This is a genomic window from Ornithinimicrobium murale, assembly GCF_003352835.1.
GTDB lineage: Bacteria > Actinomycetota > Actinomycetes > Actinomycetales > Dermatophilaceae > Ornithinicoccus > Ornithinicoccus muralis.
This window is the reverse complement of record NZ_QLVD01000015.1, coordinates 25,749-42,275: the sequence shown is the minus strand read 5'-3', so window position 1 is coordinate 42,275 and position 16,527 is coordinate 25,749. Positions and strand designations below refer to the sequence as shown.

Annotated in this window: 14 protein-coding genes; 5 read left to right on the top strand and 9 right to left on the bottom strand. The window is 67.9% G+C overall.

Annotated features, from left to right (window positions below):
• The first annotated feature begins 22 nt into the window (after window positions 1-22).
• Window positions 23-694, top strand: coding sequence for an MBL fold metallo-hydrolase (locus DPQ65_RS05215; protein WP_114906326.1), 672 nt, complete (start codon window positions 23-25; stop codon window positions 692-694).
• Window positions 691-1,575 carry an EamA family transporter gene (locus DPQ65_RS05210; RefSeq protein ID WP_238146695.1) on the top strand — a complete coding sequence of 295 codons (885 nt, stop codon included), beginning with the start codon at window positions 691-693 and terminating at the stop codon, window positions 1,573-1,575. The genes DPQ65_RS05215 and DPQ65_RS05210 overlap by 4 nt, the downstream gene beginning before the upstream one ends.
• Here the strand turns inward: DPQ65_RS05210 and DPQ65_RS05205 are convergent.
• The 3 genes from DPQ65_RS05205 to coaE all read right to left on the bottom strand — a co-directional run bounded on the left by DPQ65_RS05205 (window position 1,572) and on the right by coaE (window position 5,978).
• Window positions 1,572-2,642: a TerC family protein gene (locus tag DPQ65_RS05205; RefSeq protein ID WP_114906324.1), complete on the bottom strand. Its 1,071-nt coding sequence runs from the start codon at window positions 2,640-2,642 to the stop codon at window positions 1,572-1,574. The genes DPQ65_RS05210 and DPQ65_RS05205 overlap by 4 nt on opposite strands.
• A gap of 279 nt (window positions 2,643-2,921) precedes the next feature.
• Window positions 2,922-5,030 carry an excinuclease ABC subunit UvrB gene (gene uvrB / locus DPQ65_RS05200; protein ID WP_114906323.1) on the bottom strand — a complete coding sequence of 703 codons (2,109 nt, stop codon included), beginning with the start codon at window positions 5,028-5,030 and terminating at the stop codon, window positions 2,922-2,924.
• Window positions 5,031-5,039: 9 nt separating this feature from the next.
• Window positions 5,040-5,978, bottom strand: a complete 939-nt coding sequence (gene coaE / locus DPQ65_RS05195) for a dephospho-CoA kinase (protein WP_114906322.1) — start codon at window positions 5,976-5,978, stop codon at window positions 5,040-5,042.
• A 36-nt stretch (window positions 5,979-6,014) separates the two neighbouring features.
• On the opposite strand from coaE, the gene DPQ65_RS05190 reads away from it, so the two are divergent.
• On the top strand, window positions 6,015-6,770 hold the full coding sequence (locus DPQ65_RS05190) for an SDR family NAD(P)-dependent oxidoreductase (RefSeq protein WP_114906459.1): 756 nt from the start codon (window positions 6,015-6,017) through the stop codon (window positions 6,768-6,770).
• A 144-nt stretch (window positions 6,771-6,914) separates the two neighbouring features.
• On the opposite strand, the gene DPQ65_RS05185 is transcribed toward DPQ65_RS05190, so the two are convergent.
• Entirely contained in the window at window positions 6,915-7,640 is a 726-nt protein-coding gene (locus DPQ65_RS05185) for a hypothetical protein (protein ID WP_162802022.1), read from the bottom strand.
• Between the two features lie 477 nt (window positions 7,641-8,117).
• Window positions 8,118-9,632 (bottom strand): 30S ribosomal protein S1, encoded by a 1,515-nt coding sequence (rpsA, locus tag DPQ65_RS05180; protein ID WP_114906320.1) that lies wholly within the window; start codon window positions 9,630-9,632, stop codon window positions 8,118-8,120.
• Window positions 9,633-9,800: 168 nt separating this feature from the next.
• Between rpsA and DPQ65_RS05175 the strand changes: the two genes are divergently transcribed.
• On the top strand, window positions 9,801-10,682 hold the full coding sequence (locus DPQ65_RS05175; RefSeq protein WP_114906319.1) for a class I SAM-dependent methyltransferase: 882 nt from the start codon (window positions 9,801-9,803) through the stop codon (window positions 10,680-10,682).
• Window positions 10,683-10,820: 138 nt separating this feature from the next.
• Window positions 10,821-12,197: an ABC transporter substrate-binding protein gene (locus tag DPQ65_RS05170; protein WP_114906318.1), complete on the top strand. Its 1,377-nt coding sequence runs from the start codon at window positions 10,821-10,823 to the stop codon at window positions 12,195-12,197.
• Window positions 12,198-12,282: 85 nt separating this feature from the next.
• On the opposite strand, the gene DPQ65_RS05165 is transcribed toward DPQ65_RS05170, so the two are convergent.
• From DPQ65_RS05165 to DPQ65_RS05150, 4 genes are all read right to left on the bottom strand, one after another.
• Window positions 12,283-13,005 carry an ABC transporter ATP-binding protein gene (locus DPQ65_RS05165; protein ID WP_114906458.1) on the bottom strand — a complete coding sequence of 241 codons (723 nt, stop codon included), beginning with the start codon at window positions 13,003-13,005 and terminating at the stop codon, window positions 12,283-12,285.
• A gap of 161 nt (window positions 13,006-13,166) precedes the next feature.
• Window positions 13,167-14,114 carry an ABC transporter ATP-binding protein gene (locus DPQ65_RS05160; protein WP_114906317.1) on the bottom strand — a complete coding sequence of 316 codons (948 nt, stop codon included), beginning with the start codon at window positions 14,112-14,114 and terminating at the stop codon, window positions 13,167-13,169.
• Window positions 14,104-15,084: a branched-chain amino acid ABC transporter permease gene (locus DPQ65_RS05155; RefSeq protein ID WP_114906316.1), complete on the bottom strand. Its 981-nt coding sequence runs from the start codon at window positions 15,082-15,084 to the stop codon at window positions 14,104-14,106. The genes DPQ65_RS05160 and DPQ65_RS05155 overlap by 11 nt, the downstream gene beginning before the upstream one ends.
• A gap of 13 nt (window positions 15,085-15,097) precedes the next feature.
• On the bottom strand, window positions 15,098-16,513 hold the full coding sequence (locus tag DPQ65_RS05150) for a branched-chain amino acid ABC transporter permease (RefSeq protein ID WP_238146694.1): 1,416 nt from the start codon (window positions 16,511-16,513) through the stop codon (window positions 15,098-15,100).
• Window positions 16,514-16,527 lie beyond the last annotated feature (14 nt).

Genomic DNA, 16,527 nt, shown 5'->3' with positions numbered 1-16,527 from the left:
GCACGGCGAATACACTCAAGGGATGGCTGACACGACTCCCGACCCCGCCCACGTCGAGCCGGGCGGTGTCGCCTGGCTGGAGGACCTGGGGACCGCCCAGGTGCGCAAGGCGAGTGTGTCCGAGATGGACAACAACTGCTATCTGGTCACCTGCCACCAGACCGGGGCACAACTCCTGATCGACGCTGCCGCGGATGCCGAGCGACTCCGGGACCTGGTGAACGCCGGATCCGGCCAGCTCACCACGGTGGTGACCACCCACCAGCACTGGGACCACCACCGTGCGCTGGGTGCCCTCGTGGACACCTATGCGCCACGCACCGCTGCGGGCGCGCCGGACGCATCCGCCCTGCCGGTCCTCCCCGACGTCGAGCTGACGCACGGTGACCGGATCACCGTGGGTGAGCTCGTGCTCGACGTGATCGCGCTGCGGGGCCACACCCCCGGCTCGATCGCGCTCGCCCTGACGGACGGGGCAGGCAGGGCCCGGCTGTTCACCGGCGACAGTCTCTTCCCTGGCGGGCCAGGAAAGACGCCGGACGCATCCGCGTTCACGTCCCTGATGGATGACCTCGAGGCGCGGGTCTTCGACGTCTACCCCGATGCCACGGTGGTCCACCCGGGCCACGGTGACAGCACCACATTGGGGGCGCAGCGTCCGCACCTGGCCGAATGGCGCGCACGGGGTTGGTGACCGGACGCACGAGGGGCAACGGCCTCACCACAACCCTGCAGGGTCACCCGGTCCTGCTGGTCCTGGTGGCGGTGCTGTCGGTCCAGTTCGGTGGTGCACTGGCCGCAACCCTGCTGCCGATCGTCGGCGTGCTCGGCTCGGTCCTGCTGCGCATCCTCCTGGCCGCTGTGCTCCTCCTGGCGCTCGTGCGGCCCAGCTGGCGAGGTCGGACCCGAGCGGACTGGTTGACGGTGACCGGCTTTGCCGCGGCCCTGACCTCGATGAACCTCTGCTTCTACGCCTCACTGGAGCGGCTGCCCATCGGCGTAGCCGTCACCATCGAGTTTCTCGGCCCGCTGCTGCTCGCCGCGGTGACCTCCCGACGCGGCCGGGACGCGCTGGCCGTGGTGCTCGCCCTCCTCGGTGTCCTGCTCATCTCCGAGGTTCTCACGGTGCCCTGGGCTGACATGGACCTGATCGGCATCGCCCTCGCGGCCGCGGCGGGCGGCTTCTGGGCGGCCTACATCCTGCTGAGCGGCCGGACCGGCGCGCGCTTCGAGGGGCTGGACGGCATGGCGATCGCCCTCACGATCGGCGCCGTTGCGCTGCTGCCTCTTGGAGTGCTGGGCGCCGGGTCCAGCCTGCTGAGTGGGGAGGTGCTGCTGCGCGGGCTGGGCATCGCGCTGCTCTCCTCGGCCATCCCGTACTCCCTCGAGCTGCTGGCCCTGCGCCGGCTGTCGGCCGGCGTGTTCGGCGTGCTGCTCAGCCTGGAGCCGGCAGCGGCCGCCCTCGCCGGGCTCTTGGTGCTCTCCCAGACGATGGCGCCCCTGCAGGTGGCCGGGATGGCCATGGTGGTCGCGGCCAGCATCGCCGTCCTCGGCCGGCGTGGCCGCGGCGTTTAGGCGCGTCCGGACGGGTCCCGCGGGCCGTCGCCGGGTGAGGCGTCGTCGTCCGTGCCATAGAAGCCACGGGCCGAGACCTCGTCCAGCTCCAGCTGGTCGCGCTCTGCGCGTCGCGCGTCCCGCCCACTCTTGATCAGACTCGCGACGGTGGTGATGCCCAGGATCCCGACGATCATCGTCAGGGACAACCAGATCGGGATCTCCGGTGCCCACAGGAACGGCTCACCGTTGTTGATGAACGACAGTTCGTTGACGTGCATGGCGTGGAAGACCAGCTTCAGACCGATGAACGCCAGCAGGACCGCGAGCCCGATGCCCAGGTAGACCAGGCGCTGCAGCAGGTTGCCGATCAGGAAGTAGAGCTGACGCAGTCCCATCAGGGCGAAGATATTGGCCATGAGCACCAGGAACGGGTCCTGGGTGAGGCCGAAGATCGCAGGGATGGAGTCAAGAGCAAAGAGCAGGTCGGTCATGCCCAGCGCCAGGATGACCAGCAACATGGGCGTGAGGACCCGCTTGCCGTTCTCCATGACGCTGAGCTTCTTGCCGTGGTCCCAGGAGTCGGTGAACGGCAGCACCCGCCGCGCGAACGTGATCAGCTTGCTCTCGCCCTCGTCCTCTTCGCTGTCGCTGCCCAGATTCTCCATGGCCAGCTTGATTGCGGTGTAGATCAGGAAGGCGCCGAAGATGTAGAACACCCAGGACCAGGCCTCGATCGCCTGCGCGCCGAGCATGATGAAGATGGCCCGCAGGATGAGGGCGATGACGATGCCGATGAGCAGTGCGTACTGCTGGTACATCCGCGGCACCTTGAGGTTCGCCATGATGATGATGAAGATGAACAGGTTGTCGACCGACAGGGAGTACTCGGTCAACCACCCGGCGAAGAACTCGCCCCCGAGCTGGTGGCCACCGACCACCCACACGTAGATGCCAAACGCGATGGCCAGCCCGACATACAGGCCGAGCGCGGTGCCTGTCTCCCGGTTGCTGGGCACGTGCGGGCGGCGCCCCAGGACGATCACGTCAAACAGGAGCACCACGATCATGGCACCGACAAAGATCATGGCGGTGCTCGCGGGAACGAACGCATTGTCAAACAAGACGCGGAGGCCTTTCGGTGAGGGGATCACGACTGACCGGAGGTCTCTCCCACCGGTCAGCGTGACCGGCCAGCGGCCCGGGCACCTGTCGGGTGCCGTGATGACGGACGACTAACGAGATGGGGATACTCCCCTCCGCACGGCCCGATTCTCTCACAGCACAGGGGACGACACGTGCCACTGTGCACTGGCTCGTCGGCCACAATCGCAGGCAGGAAGGATGAGCAGAGAACCAACAGCTGGTCAGCCAGCGTGCTCCCGCATCTGGCGAAGCTCCTTCTTGAGGTCGCCGATCTCGTCGCGCAACCGGGCGGCCAGCTCGAAGTGCAGGTCTGTCGCTGCCTGGTGCATCTGCCCGGTCAGTTCCTGGATGAGCTGGGCGAGCTCACTCGCCGCGAGGTTCTCCCGCCGGCCCCCCAGCGCCACGCCGGCGTCCGCGGCGACGGCACCAGCGTTGGGGCGGCCCCGCTTGCCGCGCGACTGGGCTCGCCCGCTGCCCATCAGCGCCTCGGTGTCGGCGTCCTCGCGCTCCAGCAGGTCGGTGATGTCAGCGATCTTCTTGCGCAGCGGCGTGGGATCGATGCCGTGCTCGGCGTTGTAGGCCAGTTGCTTCTCGCGCCGCCGGTTGGTCTCGTCAATAGCCTGCTCCATGGAGGGCGTCATCTTGTCGGCATACATGTGCACCTGACCCGACACGTTGCGCGCGGCCCGGCCGATCGTCTGGATCAGGGACCGGGCGGAGCGGAGGAAACCCTCCTTGTCGGCGTCCAGGATGCTGACCAGGGAGACCTCGGGCAGGTCCAGTCCCTCCCGCAGGAGGTTGATGCCGACCAGCACGTCGTACTCCCCCAGCCGCAGCTCGCGGAGCAGCTCCACCCGGCGCAGGGTGTCGACCTCGGAGTGCAGATAGCGGACCCGCACCCCCTTGTCGAGGAGGTAGTCGGTGAGGTCCTCGGCCATCTTCTTGGTGAGGGTCGTGACCAGCACCCGCTCGTTCTTGGCCGTGCGCTCACCGATCTCGTGCAGCAGGTCATCGATCTGACCCTTCGTGGGCTTGAGCACGACCTCGGGGTCGACCAGTCCGGTGGGCCGGATGATCTGCTCGACCACCCCGTCGGACTTGGCCACCTCGTAGTCCCCCGGTGTCGCCGACAGGTAGACCGTCTGTCCGATCCGCTCCAGGAACTCCTCCCACTTCAGCGGCCGGTTGTCCATCGCGCTGGGCAGGCGGAAGCCGTGGTCCACCAGGGTGCGCTTGCGTGACATGTCACCCTCATACATCGCCCCGATCTGCGGGACGGTGACATGGGACTCATCGATCACCAGCAGGAAGTCCTCCGGGAAGTAGTCCAGGAGGCAGTTGGGGGCGGAGCCGCGCTCGCGTCCGTCGATGTGGAGCGAGTAGTTCTCGATGCCGGAGCAGGACCCGACCTGACGCATCATCTCGATGTCATAGGTCGTCCGCATCCGCAGGCGTTGAGCCTCCAGCAGCTTGCCCTCACGCTCGAAGGTGGCCAGCTGCTCGGCCAGCTCTGCCTCGATGCCGGCCACGGCCTTCTCCATGCGCTCCGGGCCCGCGACATAGTGCGAGGCCGGGAAGACATACATCTCCTGCTCCTCGCGCACGACCTCACCGGTGAGCGGGTTGAGCGTGTAGAGCTTGTCGATCTCGTCGCCGAAGAACTCGATGCGCACGGCGAGCTCTTCGTACTGCGGAATGATCTCGACCGTGTCACCTCGCACCCGGAAGGTGCCCCGGGTGAAGGCCATGTCGTTGCGCGTGTACTGCATCGTCACGAACTTGCGCAGCAGGTCGTCGCGCTCGATCTCGTCGCCGACCTTCAGCTGGACCATGCGGTCGACATACTCCTGCGGGGTGCCCAGGCCGTAGATGCAGGACACCGAGGCGACCACGACCACGTCGCGGCGGGTCAGCAGCGAGTTGGTCGCCGAGTGGCGCAGCCGCTCGACCTCGTCGTTGATCGAGGAGTCCTTCTCGATGTAGGTGTCCGTCTGCGGCACATAGGCCTCGGGCTGGTAGTAGTCGTAGTAGCTGACGAAGTACTCCACCGCGTTGTTGGGCAGCAGCTCGCGGAACTCGTTGGCCAGCTGGGCCGCCAGGGTCTTGTTGGGGGCCATCACCAGGGTGGGGCGCTGGACCTGCTCGAGGAGCCAGGCGGTGGTCGCGGACTTGCCGGTGCCGGTGGCGCCGAGCAGCACGACGTCCTGCTCACCGCGGTTGATCCGGCCGGCCAGATCCGCGATGGCGGTCGGCTGGTCACCGCTGGGCTGGAAGTCGGACTCGACGCGGATCGGCGCGACAGTCCGCTGGAGGTCAGTCGTGGGGCGCATACCTCAACGCTAACCGTCGCCACCGACAGGGTGTTCCCGAAGCGTCAGGACGACCCGCCTCCCCGGATCGGCCGAGGCGTGTCGGCCCCTTCCCACGGCAGGGAAACCGGCCCGGGCCAGGCGCTCACGCACCGTCTCGGCCGGAACGCCGGCAGCCAACGGCACGAGCAGGCTGTCGGTCCCCGGATCGAGGTCGAGGGGGCCGTCCAGGTCCTCGCCCAGCACGTGCGCGAGACGGCCCGTCAACCGCCCCATCTCCACCGGACCCGGGACCTCGTGCGTCTCCAGCCCTACCCCTCGCACCAGGTTGGCCAGGAACGGTGCCAGGCGCTCGGCATACAGCTCCTGGGTCGCGGAGCGCAGTTCGGCCACGCTCCCCTCGTTGTCCAGCCAGACGTCCGCGACGGCCCGCCGGTCCGCGTCGCTCGCCTGGGCGTCGACCCGCTGCTCGGCGTCGGCACGATCCATGCCGCGGTGGGTGACCAGCCGATCGAGCCGCGTCTGCCGGGAGGCGCCGACGATGACCACCAGGTGATAGCGCGGTGCGTAGCCGACCTCGACCAGCAGCGGCACATCGTGCACCACGATGCTGCTGGGTGGAGCTGCCTCGATGAGCTCACGGGTCCGCTCGGCGATCCGCGGGTGGGTGATCTGCTCCAGGTCCCGGCGCGCGGCGGGGTCGCCGAAGACCACCTGACCGAGGGCAGGCCGGTCCAGCGACCCGTCAGCGGTGAGGATGCCGGATCCAAACCTCCTGGCGATGGCCTCCAGTCCGGGGGTGCCTGGCTCGACGACCTCCCGGGCGAGCCGGTCGGCATCGATGACGACCGCACCGTGGTCGGCCAGGGTCTGCGCGACGGTGGACTTCCCGGAGCCGATGCCGCCGCTCAGGCCGACCCGCAGCCGGTGGCCGGACTCTGCATCAGCTGAGGGTGTCTCGAGGGCCATCTGGCCAGCGTATCCACCGTGCGGCAGACTCTCGCCATGGGATCCCGCATCATCGTCACCGGCGGAGGCACCGGCATCGGCCGGGCCATCGCGTCCGCGCTGCTCCCCCAGGCTTCGCAGGTCATCATCGTCGGCCGCCGCGAGCAGGTGCTCCGCGACGCAGCCCGGGAGCTGGCCACGCAGGCCCCTGACGGGGTCCAGATCAGCCCGCTGGCCTGCGACCTGACCGTGCCCGAGGAGGTGGAGCGGCTGTCCGGGATCCTGCACCGGGGCCCGGCCGTCGATGTGCTGGTCTGCAACGCGGGGGGCAATGTGGGGGTGAGTGCCGGTGAGGATCTGGCGCCGATGGCGGCAGGTTGGCGAGCCGACTTCGACGCCAACGTTCTCTCCGCGGTGTTGCTGACGCAGGCTCTGCTGGACCATATCCGCCGACCCGGCGGGCGGATCATCGCGATGAGCTCCATTGCGGCCCTGCGCGGGTCGGGCTCCTATGGCGCGGCGAAGGCCGCCATCAACGCCTGGGTCCTCTCACTCGCCCAGCAGGTGGCGCCCGACGGCATCACGGTCAATGCCGTGGCCCCCGGCTTCGTGCCGGGCACCCCGTTCTGGGAGGAGCGCATCGCGGCCGATCCCACCGTCCGCAGCAAGCGACTGGCATCCATCCCGATGGGGCGACCCGGCACGCCGGATGAGGTGGCCGCGGCCGTGGCCTATCTCGCCTCCCCGGGTGCGGCCTGGACCACCGGACAGATCCTGCAGGTCAACGGCGGCACCCTGCTCGGTCGCGGCTGATTACGGGACCGGACTCTCTGTGCAGGGTCCGCGCTGCGACGTGCGTGCCATGGCGCAGGACGCCCGCAACGAAGCCGGCACCGTGCGCGACACGCCGATGGACCGGGCTGGGCCCGATCGAGGGCCCCGCCTGGAACGCCAGCGCTACCCGTAGAGCTCCTCGTCGGGTGGCATGACTTCGCACTGCTCCATAATCGTGACCATATCGCCGGCCATGGTGGACGGATCCAACTCCGTGTCCGGGAAGAACAACTCGCCCCGGGCCTCGTAGGCTGCTACAAACGTCTCCTTCGAGGGAGGTGTCGGCGTGGGATAGCCCAAAGACTGCATGCACGGGATGGTCTCCTCCACCATCCACTCGTAGTAGACCTCTAGTTGTTCGGAGGCAAACGACTGCTGGTAACGCTCATGGAGCGGGTATCTACCCATACAGATGAACTCGAGGCGCTCGTTCGCCTCGCCCTGCTCCCGGTCACTTGAGTGGACGCTGAAGCCACCACTAGGCTCCAACCGTGCGTCGACCCCAAACTCGACCAGGCAATCGACCATGACCTGGTCGATCTCGTCCTTGCCGACGGCACGAACCGGTTCCACGGACGGTGGGTCGTCCAAGTTGATGATCTCTGCCCATTCCGCCATGTCCGCGTAGTACGTCGCGGGCACACCGGGCGGAAGGCCCCCTACCACCTCACTCGGTGGCGACTTGTGGCTATTGCCGGTCGGGGTAGAGCCCGTCACCATGTCGCTCTCACGTTTCGCCTCTTGCGCTGGCCCCGCGCATGCCACGAGTGACCCGACGAACAGGATGGCTGTGGCGAACTTCGTACACCAGCGCCCTGAGGCCCGCCTCACAGGCAGCTGTTGCTCCACACGTTGATCGTGGCGTTGGCTTCCCACAGGTTCGAAGCCCCCTGATACGGGCTTTCTGATGCGTGGATGTAAGACCCCCGCCAGTATGTGGCGCTCCCGCCGCCGGTCGAGTAGTACGTGTGCCTCTGCGAGGTCGCACCATCTGCCCGGCTGTAGGCGCTGACCTGCAATCCTGACGGGCAGTTGACCACAGACCCGCTACGCGAGTCGGCCTGGGCCGCTCCAGGGAACAGGGTAGCTATGAGCAAGGCTGCACAGAGCCCACCCATCAATCGTGTCTTCATGATTCTCCCCAAGATGTTCGACTGTGATGTGAAGCACGCTAGGGGAGAAGCCGAGATGCGTCAATGCCTCGGTCTGGAAGCGCACATTCGCCACGAAGAGCATGTCAACACACGACGGCCCGGCTCCCACGAAGGGAACCGGGCCGTTCGGCAAACTCCGTCCTGACGTCAACCGTCAGACCGGAGCCGTGAATCAGTTGCCAGTGAGCTTCTCGCGCAGTGCGGCGAGAGCCTCGTCGGAGGCCAGGGTGCCCTGGGCCTCGACCGGGGCCGACGGAGCGGCAGAGGATGAGGCGGTGGAGGAAGAGGACTCAGAGCTGCTGCTCGAGCTGCTGCCCGAGGAGTAGGTGGTCGCGGTGTCCGCGGACTCCCCGGCGCTCTCCTCGGCCTCCGAAGCGGCCTCGACCTGCGCCTTGTGCGCCTCGTAGCGCTCGTGGGCGTCGGCGTACTCCTTCTCCCACTTCTCGCGCTGGGCCTCGAAGCCCTCCATCCACTCCTGCGCCTCGGCGTCGAAGCCCTCGGGGTACTTGTAGTTCCCCTCCTCGTCGTACTCGGCTGCCATGCCGTAGAGGGTCGGGTCGAACTCGGCCGCGACGGCCTCGTTGGCCTGCTTCAGCGACAGCGAGATGCGACGACGCTCCAGGTCGATGTCGATGACCTTGACGAAGATGTCGGAGCCCACGGTGACGACCTGCTCCGGCAGCTCCACGTGGCGCTCGGCCAGCTCGGAGATGTGGACCAGACCCTCGATGCCGTCCTCGACACGCACGAACGCGCCGAAGGGCACCAGCTTGGTGACCTTGCCGGGCACGACCTGGCCGATGGCATGGGTGCGGGCGAAGTGCTGCCACGGGTCCTCCTGGGTCGCCTTCAGCGACAGGGAGACACGCTCGCGGTCCATGTCGACGTCCAGGACCTCGACGGTAACCTCGTCGCCGACCTCGACGACCTCACCCGGGTTGTCGATGTGCTTCCAGGACAGCTCGGAGACGTGCACCAGGCCGTCCACGCCGCCACCCAGGTCGACGAACGCACCGAAGTTGACGATGCTGCTGACGACACCGGAGCGGACCTGCCCCTTGGCCAGCTCCTTGAGGAAGGTGGTGCGGACCTCGGACTGGGTCTGCTCCAGCCACGCGCGGCGGGACAGGACCACGTTGTTGCGGTTCTTGTCCAGCTCGATGATCTTGGCCTCGATCTGCTGGCCGACATAGGGCTGCAGGTCGCGGACGCGCCGCATCTCGACGAGGGAGGCGGGGAGGAAGCCGCGCAGGCCGATGTCCAGGATGAGGCCGCCCTTGACGACCTCGATAACGGTGCCGGTGACAACGCCGTCCTCTTCCTTGACCTGCTCGATGGAGCCCCAGGCGCGCTCGTACTGCGCACGCTTCTTGGACAGGATCAGGCGGCCTTCCTTGTCCTCCTTCTGGAGGACTAGGGCCTCGACCTCGTCGCCGACGTTGACAACCTCGGAAGGGTCGACGTCGTGCTTGATGGCCAGCTCGCGGGACGGGATGACGCCCTCGGTCTTGTAGCCGATGTCGAGCAGGACCTCGTCGCGGTCGACCTTGACGATGACACCCTCGACGATGTCGCCGTCGTTGAAGTTCTTGATCGTGGCGTCGATCGCTGCGAGGAGTTCTTCCTCAGACCCGATGTCGTTGATCGCGATCTGGGAGATGGCCTTCTCAGGCGCAGTTGCAGTCATGTAGTAGGGGCTCCGTAGTGTGGACAAGCAGTGTGGACGGGGCCGCGCCATGACGGCGACCCGTCCGAGATGGACAGATATTGTGCTGGGGCACGCGCGAATGCACGCGACGCGCAGACCCACCTTACCCGTGCGCGCCACCGGGGGTCAATCCGGCAGACTGCGCCCATGAGCACGACCCCCCCTGCCTGTCCCGCAGATCCCCCACCGGAGTCGCCGTATGCCGTGGGGCCGGCGGAGACCGTGGCGCGGAGGTCCGTGGGCCAGCCAGAGAGCGCGGCCGCGAACCGGTCCTGGTGGGACGGCGAGGCGAGCTCCTACTACGCCGAGCACCGCACGGTCCTGGGCGACGCCGCCCTCATGTGGGGACCGGAGGGAGTCTACGAGACCGACCTGCGGCTGCTGGGCGATCTCACGGGGCGCGACGTCCTGGAGTTCGGCGCGGGCGCGGCCCAGGGCAGTCGCTGGTGCGCCGGTCAGGGGGCCCGCGCGGTCGCCACCGATATCTCTGCCGGCATGCTGGCCCAGGGGCGTCACGTGGATGCTGCCCGTCGCCTCGGCGAGGGAGCCGGCGCACCCGGCCCCTCGGCATACATCCAGTGCGACGCCGCCCGGCTGCCCTTTGCTGGCGACGCCTTCGACGTCGTCTTCTCGGCCTACGGGGCGCTGCCGTTCGTCGCCGACTCCGCGGAGGTGCTCCGCGAGGTGTCCCGGGTGCTGCGGCCAGGCGGTCGCCTGGTCTTCTCGGTCACCCACCCGATCCGGTGGGCCCTGCCGGATGTGCCGGGCGAGGCGGGGCTGACGGTGCGTTCCTCCTACTTCGACCGTCGACCCTATGTCGAGCAGGACGCGCAGGGACGCGCCACCTACACCGAGCACCATCGCACCCTGGGTGACCGGGTCCGCGAGATCGTGGGCGCTGGGCTCACCCTCCTCGACGTCGTGGAGCCGGAATGGCCGGACCAGGCCGACCATGAGTGGGGTGGCTGGAGCCGGTTGCGGGGCGAACTGGTCCCGGGCACCGCGATCTTTGTGTGCCGCAAACAGTAGGTGGCCGTGTTGGGCGGTCGGGCACGGGAGAAGATCGCGGGTCACAGTACGGTCACAGAACCCCACAGCAGGCCCTTCCACCATTAGTGTGGCGCCATCACCGGCCCGTGACGCGGGCCACACGTCGAGAGGGAACCGATGCGTAGAAGGACACACTTCAAGGCGGCAGCCGTCCTGTCGGCCGTCGCCCTGCTGACCGCGTGCGGCGGCAACGGCGAGGACGAGCCGGAGGACGACGCACCAGCAGCCGAGGAAACCGAGGACACCGGTTCCGAGTCCGAGGACGAGACCGAGGACACGGACACCGAGACCGGCACCGACGACGGCTCCATGGAGACCGACGCGCCCGGGACCGGTGGTGAGGCCGGGGAGTTCAAGTTCGGCTATCTCTTCCCCGAGACCGGCGCCCTCGCCTACCTGGGCCCGCCCCAGATCAGCGCCCTGAACATGGCGATCGAGGACATCAACGCCGCGGGCGGCGTGCTCGGGTCCGAGGTCCCGGCGGCCATCGGCGGTGACGAGGGCGACCAGGCCACCGTCGTGCAGGCCTCGGCCGACCGGGTCCTCGCCGAGAACCCGACGGCCATCGTCGGTGCCGCAGCCTCCGGCCGTTCGCTGGATGTCATCGACCGGATCACCGGTGCCGGCGTCCTGCAGTGCTCGGGCTCCAACACTGCTCCGACCTTCACCGACTATGACGACGGCGGCTTCTACTTCCGCACCGCTCCCTCGGACGCGCTCCAGGGGCCGGTGCTGGCCAACACCATCGTCAACGACGGCTGGAGCAACGTGGCCATCGTGGCCCGCGCCGACGACTACGGTCGCGGCCTGGCCAACGCCACGGCCGAGGCGCTGGAGAACCAGGGCGCCACGGTGTCGGTCAACGAGACCTACGACCCGGTCGCCCAGCAGTATGACGGCACCGTCCAGGCGGTCGTCTCGGCCAACCCCGACGCCGTGGTCATCGTCGGCTTCGAGGAGTCCGTGCAGATCATCCAGGGCCTGATCGAGCAGGGCATCACCCCGGCCGACTATGGCTTCTACGGTGCGGACGGTATGCGCAACCCCGAGTTGGGCAGCCTGGTTGACGAGGGCAACCCGGCCATCCTGGCCGGCATGAAGGGCACGGCTCCCGCCTCCGCGGCGAGCGATGACTTCATGACGTCGCTGGGAGAGTTCGACCCGGCGCTGGGTGACAACACCCAGTTCGCCCCGCAGGTTTATGACTGTGCGGTGACGATCGCGCTGGCCGCGGAGGCTGCCCAGTCGGCAGACCCGGCGGACGTCGCTGAGGCCGTGAACGACGTGACCATCGAGGGCACGGCCTGCACCTCCTACGAGGAGTGCAAGGGTCTGCTCGAGGAGGGCGAGGACATCGACTACAACGGCGCCAGTGGTCCGCTGGACTTCACCGATGTGGGTGAGCCGGGCAAGGCCACCATCGAGGTCTACGGCTTCAACGACGCCGGCGAGTTCGAGTCGCTCGAGACTGTCGAGTCCAACCCGGAGGGCTGACCTACCGCGGGAGCTCCACCGCACATAACAGCGCCGGCCCGGTCCCCCTCAGGGGGCCGGGCCGGCGGTCGTCGTGCTGCTGGTTCTACTGCTCGTCGATGTGCGCGAGCGTGCCGAGATACAGCTCGATGACCTTGGGGTCGGTCGCGAGCTCCTCCCCGGTGCCGGTGTAGGCGTCCTTGCCCTGGTCGAGCACGTAGGCCCGGTCGGAGATGTCCAGGCACTGCCGGGCGTTCTGCTCGACCATCAGGATCGAGACACCGGAGTCGTTGATGGTGTTGACCGCCTCGAAGACGCTGTCCTGCATCAGGGGGGAGAGCCCGGCCGACGGCTCGTCCAGGAAGAGCACCTTGGGGTCGGTCATCAGGGCGCGGCCCATCGCGACCACCTGACGCTCACCGCCGGACAGCGAGCCGGCCTTCTGGCGCCGGCGGTCGGCCAGCAGCTCAAAGAGTTCGCTCACGCGGGCGAAGCGCTCCGCGAAGTCCTTGGGCCGCACGAACATCCCCATCTCGAGGTTCTCCTCGACAGTGAGGGACGGGAAGACGTTGTTGTTCTGCGGGACATAGCCCACGCCCGAGGCCACCAGCCGGTGGGCCGGGGCGGAGGTGATGTCCTCGTGGTGCAGCGTGACGACCCCCGACCGGACCGGGACCAACCCGAAGAGGGTCTTGATCAGGGTCGACTTGCCCGCGCCGTTGGGCCCGATGATGCCGACCAGTTCGCCGCGGTCGACGTGGACGCTGCAGCCGGTGAGGATGTCGACCTCGGGGATATAGCCGGACACCAGGTCCGTGCACGACAGCAGCGGCTCCGTGGTGCCGGTGCTCGTCCCATGAGGGCTCGTGCCATGAGGGCCCGTGCCGTGAGGGCTCGTGGCGTCGGTGCTCCCAGCGTCTGGGCCGTTGTTCTCTGGGCCGTTGTTCTCTGGGCCGTTCTTCTCTGGGGCGTTGTTCTCTGTGCCGGTGCTCACTGCGGGTCCTCCTTCAGGCTGCGGCGGGCGCCCAGATAGGCATCGATCACGGCTCGGTCGCGCCGGATGTCATCCGGTCGCCCCTCGGCAATGACCCGGCCCTCGGCGAAGCAGATCACCCAGTCGCTGATCGACATGATCACGTCCATATCGTGCTCGACGAGCACGATCGTGACGCCCTCGTCCCGGAGTGCCTGGATGTGCCCGAGCAGCGACTGGGTCAGGGCCGGGTTGACGCCGGCCATCGGCTCATCCAGCATCACCAGGTCGGGCTGGACCATGAGCGCCCTGGCCATCTCGAGCAGCTTGCGCTGCCCGCCGGACATAGTGCCGGCGAACTCATCGCGCATGTGGGTCAGGTTGAACCGCTCCAACAGCTCCTCGGCACGCGTGACGTTGTCCCGCTCCTGCGCGCGCCACAGGAACCGCAGCGGGGCCCGCCACAGACTCTCACCGCCCTGGCCGGTGGCGCCGAGCATGACGTTCTCCAGGGTCGTCAGACGCATCAGCGCCTTGGTCAGCTGGAAGGTGCGCACCATGCCGCGCCGCGCGATCTTGTGCGCCGCGAGCTGGGTGATGTCGGTGCCGTTGAAGGACCATTTCCCGCGGGTCGGGCTGTCAAAGCCACTGACCAGGTTGAAGAAGGTGGACTTGCCCGCCCCGTTGGGGCCGATCAGCGCCGTGATCGTGCCCCGCTGCACCTCGAGGTGCTCCACGTCGACGGCGGTGAGGCCCCCGAATTGGCGCACCACCCCGTCCGCGACCAGGATCGCATCGGGCTTGGCCACGCCCGGCTCCGGCGCGACTCCGGTGAGGGCCTCCGCCGCACGGCGGGCCCCGACGGAGAGCTCCTGCTCTCCCAGGTCATGCTCTGCATCGACGAGCTCGGCGCGCTCGGCCAGCACATCGGGCTCGAGCTCGTGCCGCTCCTGGTCACCGGACATCGAGGCGCAACTCCTTCTGGTTGCCCAGCAGACCCGCTGGGCGGAACATCATCAGCAGCATCAGGCCGAGGCCGACCGCCGCGAACCGGATCGCTCCCACATCACTGCTCTCCAGCCCGATCAACCCGTCCCCGATGATCTGGCGGAGGAATGAGTCGAGGAAGGTCAGGAGGAACCAGAAGACGATCGCACCGACGACTGGACCCATGATCCGACTGGCCCCACCCAGGATCATGATGGTCCAGAGATAGAAGGTCAGGATCGGCATGAAGACATCGGGTGTGAGGGCCTGGGTGTTGATCGCCATCAGCGAGCCGGCCAGTGCACCGAGCACACCGCCGATGATCAGGCTCTGCATCTTGTAGCTGAAGATGTTCTTGCCGAGGCTGCGGGCCGCCTGCTCGTCCTCCCGGACGGATCGCAGGACCCGACCCCATGGCGAGTGGATCAGCAGGGCGACCAGGCCGCAGGCCAGGAACGTCGCTCCCCAGCCGACCGTCATCACCCATAACGCCGTCGGTGAGAAGCTCAGCCACCCCAGGTCCAGTCGACTGCTGTAGGGGTTGAGGTCGTAGAAGTCGTTGGCGAACTGGGTGATGCCGAAGACGCCGCCGGTCAGCGGTTCGGCCCACTCGGACCGATAGATGTAGCGAAGTACCTCCGCCGCGGCGATCGTCGCGATCGCGAGGTAGTCCCCTCGCAACCGCAGGGTCGGCACACCGAGGAGGAGGGCCAGGACGATCGCACAGGCGATGCCGATGAGGATGCCGACCCACAGTGGGAGACCCCAGGCCACCACCGGCACCGCGGTGCCGTAGGCGCCCACGAGCATGAAGCCGACCTGACCGAAGTTGAGCAGGCCGGTGTAGCCGAAGTGCATGTTGAGTCCGACCGCGGCCAGCGCGTAGATGGCTGCCTCCGGTCCGAGGGCACCGCGGAAGGAGTTGCTGAGAATACTGAGCAGATCCATGGTCTCTCTCCCCTCAGCCCACTCGCTCGCGGCGGCCGAGGATGCCTTGTGGGCGGAACAGCAGGACGAGGATCATGACCAGCAGCGCCCACATGTTCTGCAGGGACGAGGGGAACCACAGCGTGGAGTACTGCGAGACCAGGCCGATCACCAGGGCGCCCAGCATGGCGCCGTAGGCGTTGCCGAGACCGCCGAGGATCACCGCCGCGAACATCAGCAGCAACAGCTGGAAGCCCATATTGGTGTAGACCGTCTGGGTCAGGCCGAACATGACGCCGCCGATGCCGGCGAGGGCACCGCCCACGACCCAGACGGTCAGCACCACACGCTGCACGTTGATGCCGGAGGCTGACGCCAGGTCCTCGTTGTCATTCACGGCCCGCATGGCCTTGCCGATCCTGGTGCGCTGGAGCATGAAGGCGACCAGGCCCATGATGACAAAGGCCAGGATGGTCACGACCAGGTCGCGTGGGGTGATCCGGAAGAGTCCGAAGTCCAGGGCGGTCTGCAGGTTGTACTCGTCATAGCCCCGGCGCCGGGAGCCGAAGAAGACCAGCAACACGTGCCGGATCACCAGGGCCAGGCCGATGGCGACGATGAACTGCTGGATCATCCCGGCGCTCTTGCGTCGCATCGGTCGGAAAACCGTAAGGTCCATGACGCCGGCCAGCAGAGCCGTCAGGAGCATCGCCAGGACGGCGGCCACGATCAGGGGCAGGTTCACGGGACTCACCGACAGGAAGTACCCCATGACCGCGCCGAAGGTCACGAACTCACCGTGGGCGAAGTTGATCAGTCGCGTGGTGCCAAAGACGAGGGACAGCCCGACGGCGGTGATGGCGATGATCGCGCCGAACTTGATGCCCTCGACCGTGAGCTGGAGGAACCGGTCCAGGAAGGTGATGCCACCGGCTGCCGGTGCGCTCCCCTCCTCGCCGTCACCGGTCGCAGCGAGCTGGAAGATCACGCCCTGGTTGGCGCCGGGGCGGACGATCACACCGGTGACCTCCTCACCGCCCTCCTCCTTGGGCGCCACGCCCTCGGGGAGCTCGGCCGGGTCCAGGGAGGCGGAGTAGGTCCCCGGCCCGGGCAGCGGCACCTCCCACTGGCCGTTGTCGTTCGTGGTGCCGGTGCCGACCTCGGTGCCGTCCTGGGTCACCGTGATGGTCAGACCGGGCACGGGCTCGCGGTCCGGACCGCGGATGCTGCCGCGCAGCGTCTCAGCGGCCTCCTCGGACTCTCCGGGCTCGGCTGTGCTCTCGGCTCCGTCGGCTGGGCTGGTGGTCTCGGCGCTGTCCCCCTGGGACACCGCGATGCTGCCCACGGCTGTCGCCGGTGGGCTGGAGATTGCGCCCACGGCAGCCGCACCTGGAGCCAGCATCACAGCCAGGAGCAGCGCCGCGAACAGGGATGTCACGCGGGCGCGCACGGGTCCTCCTTCGG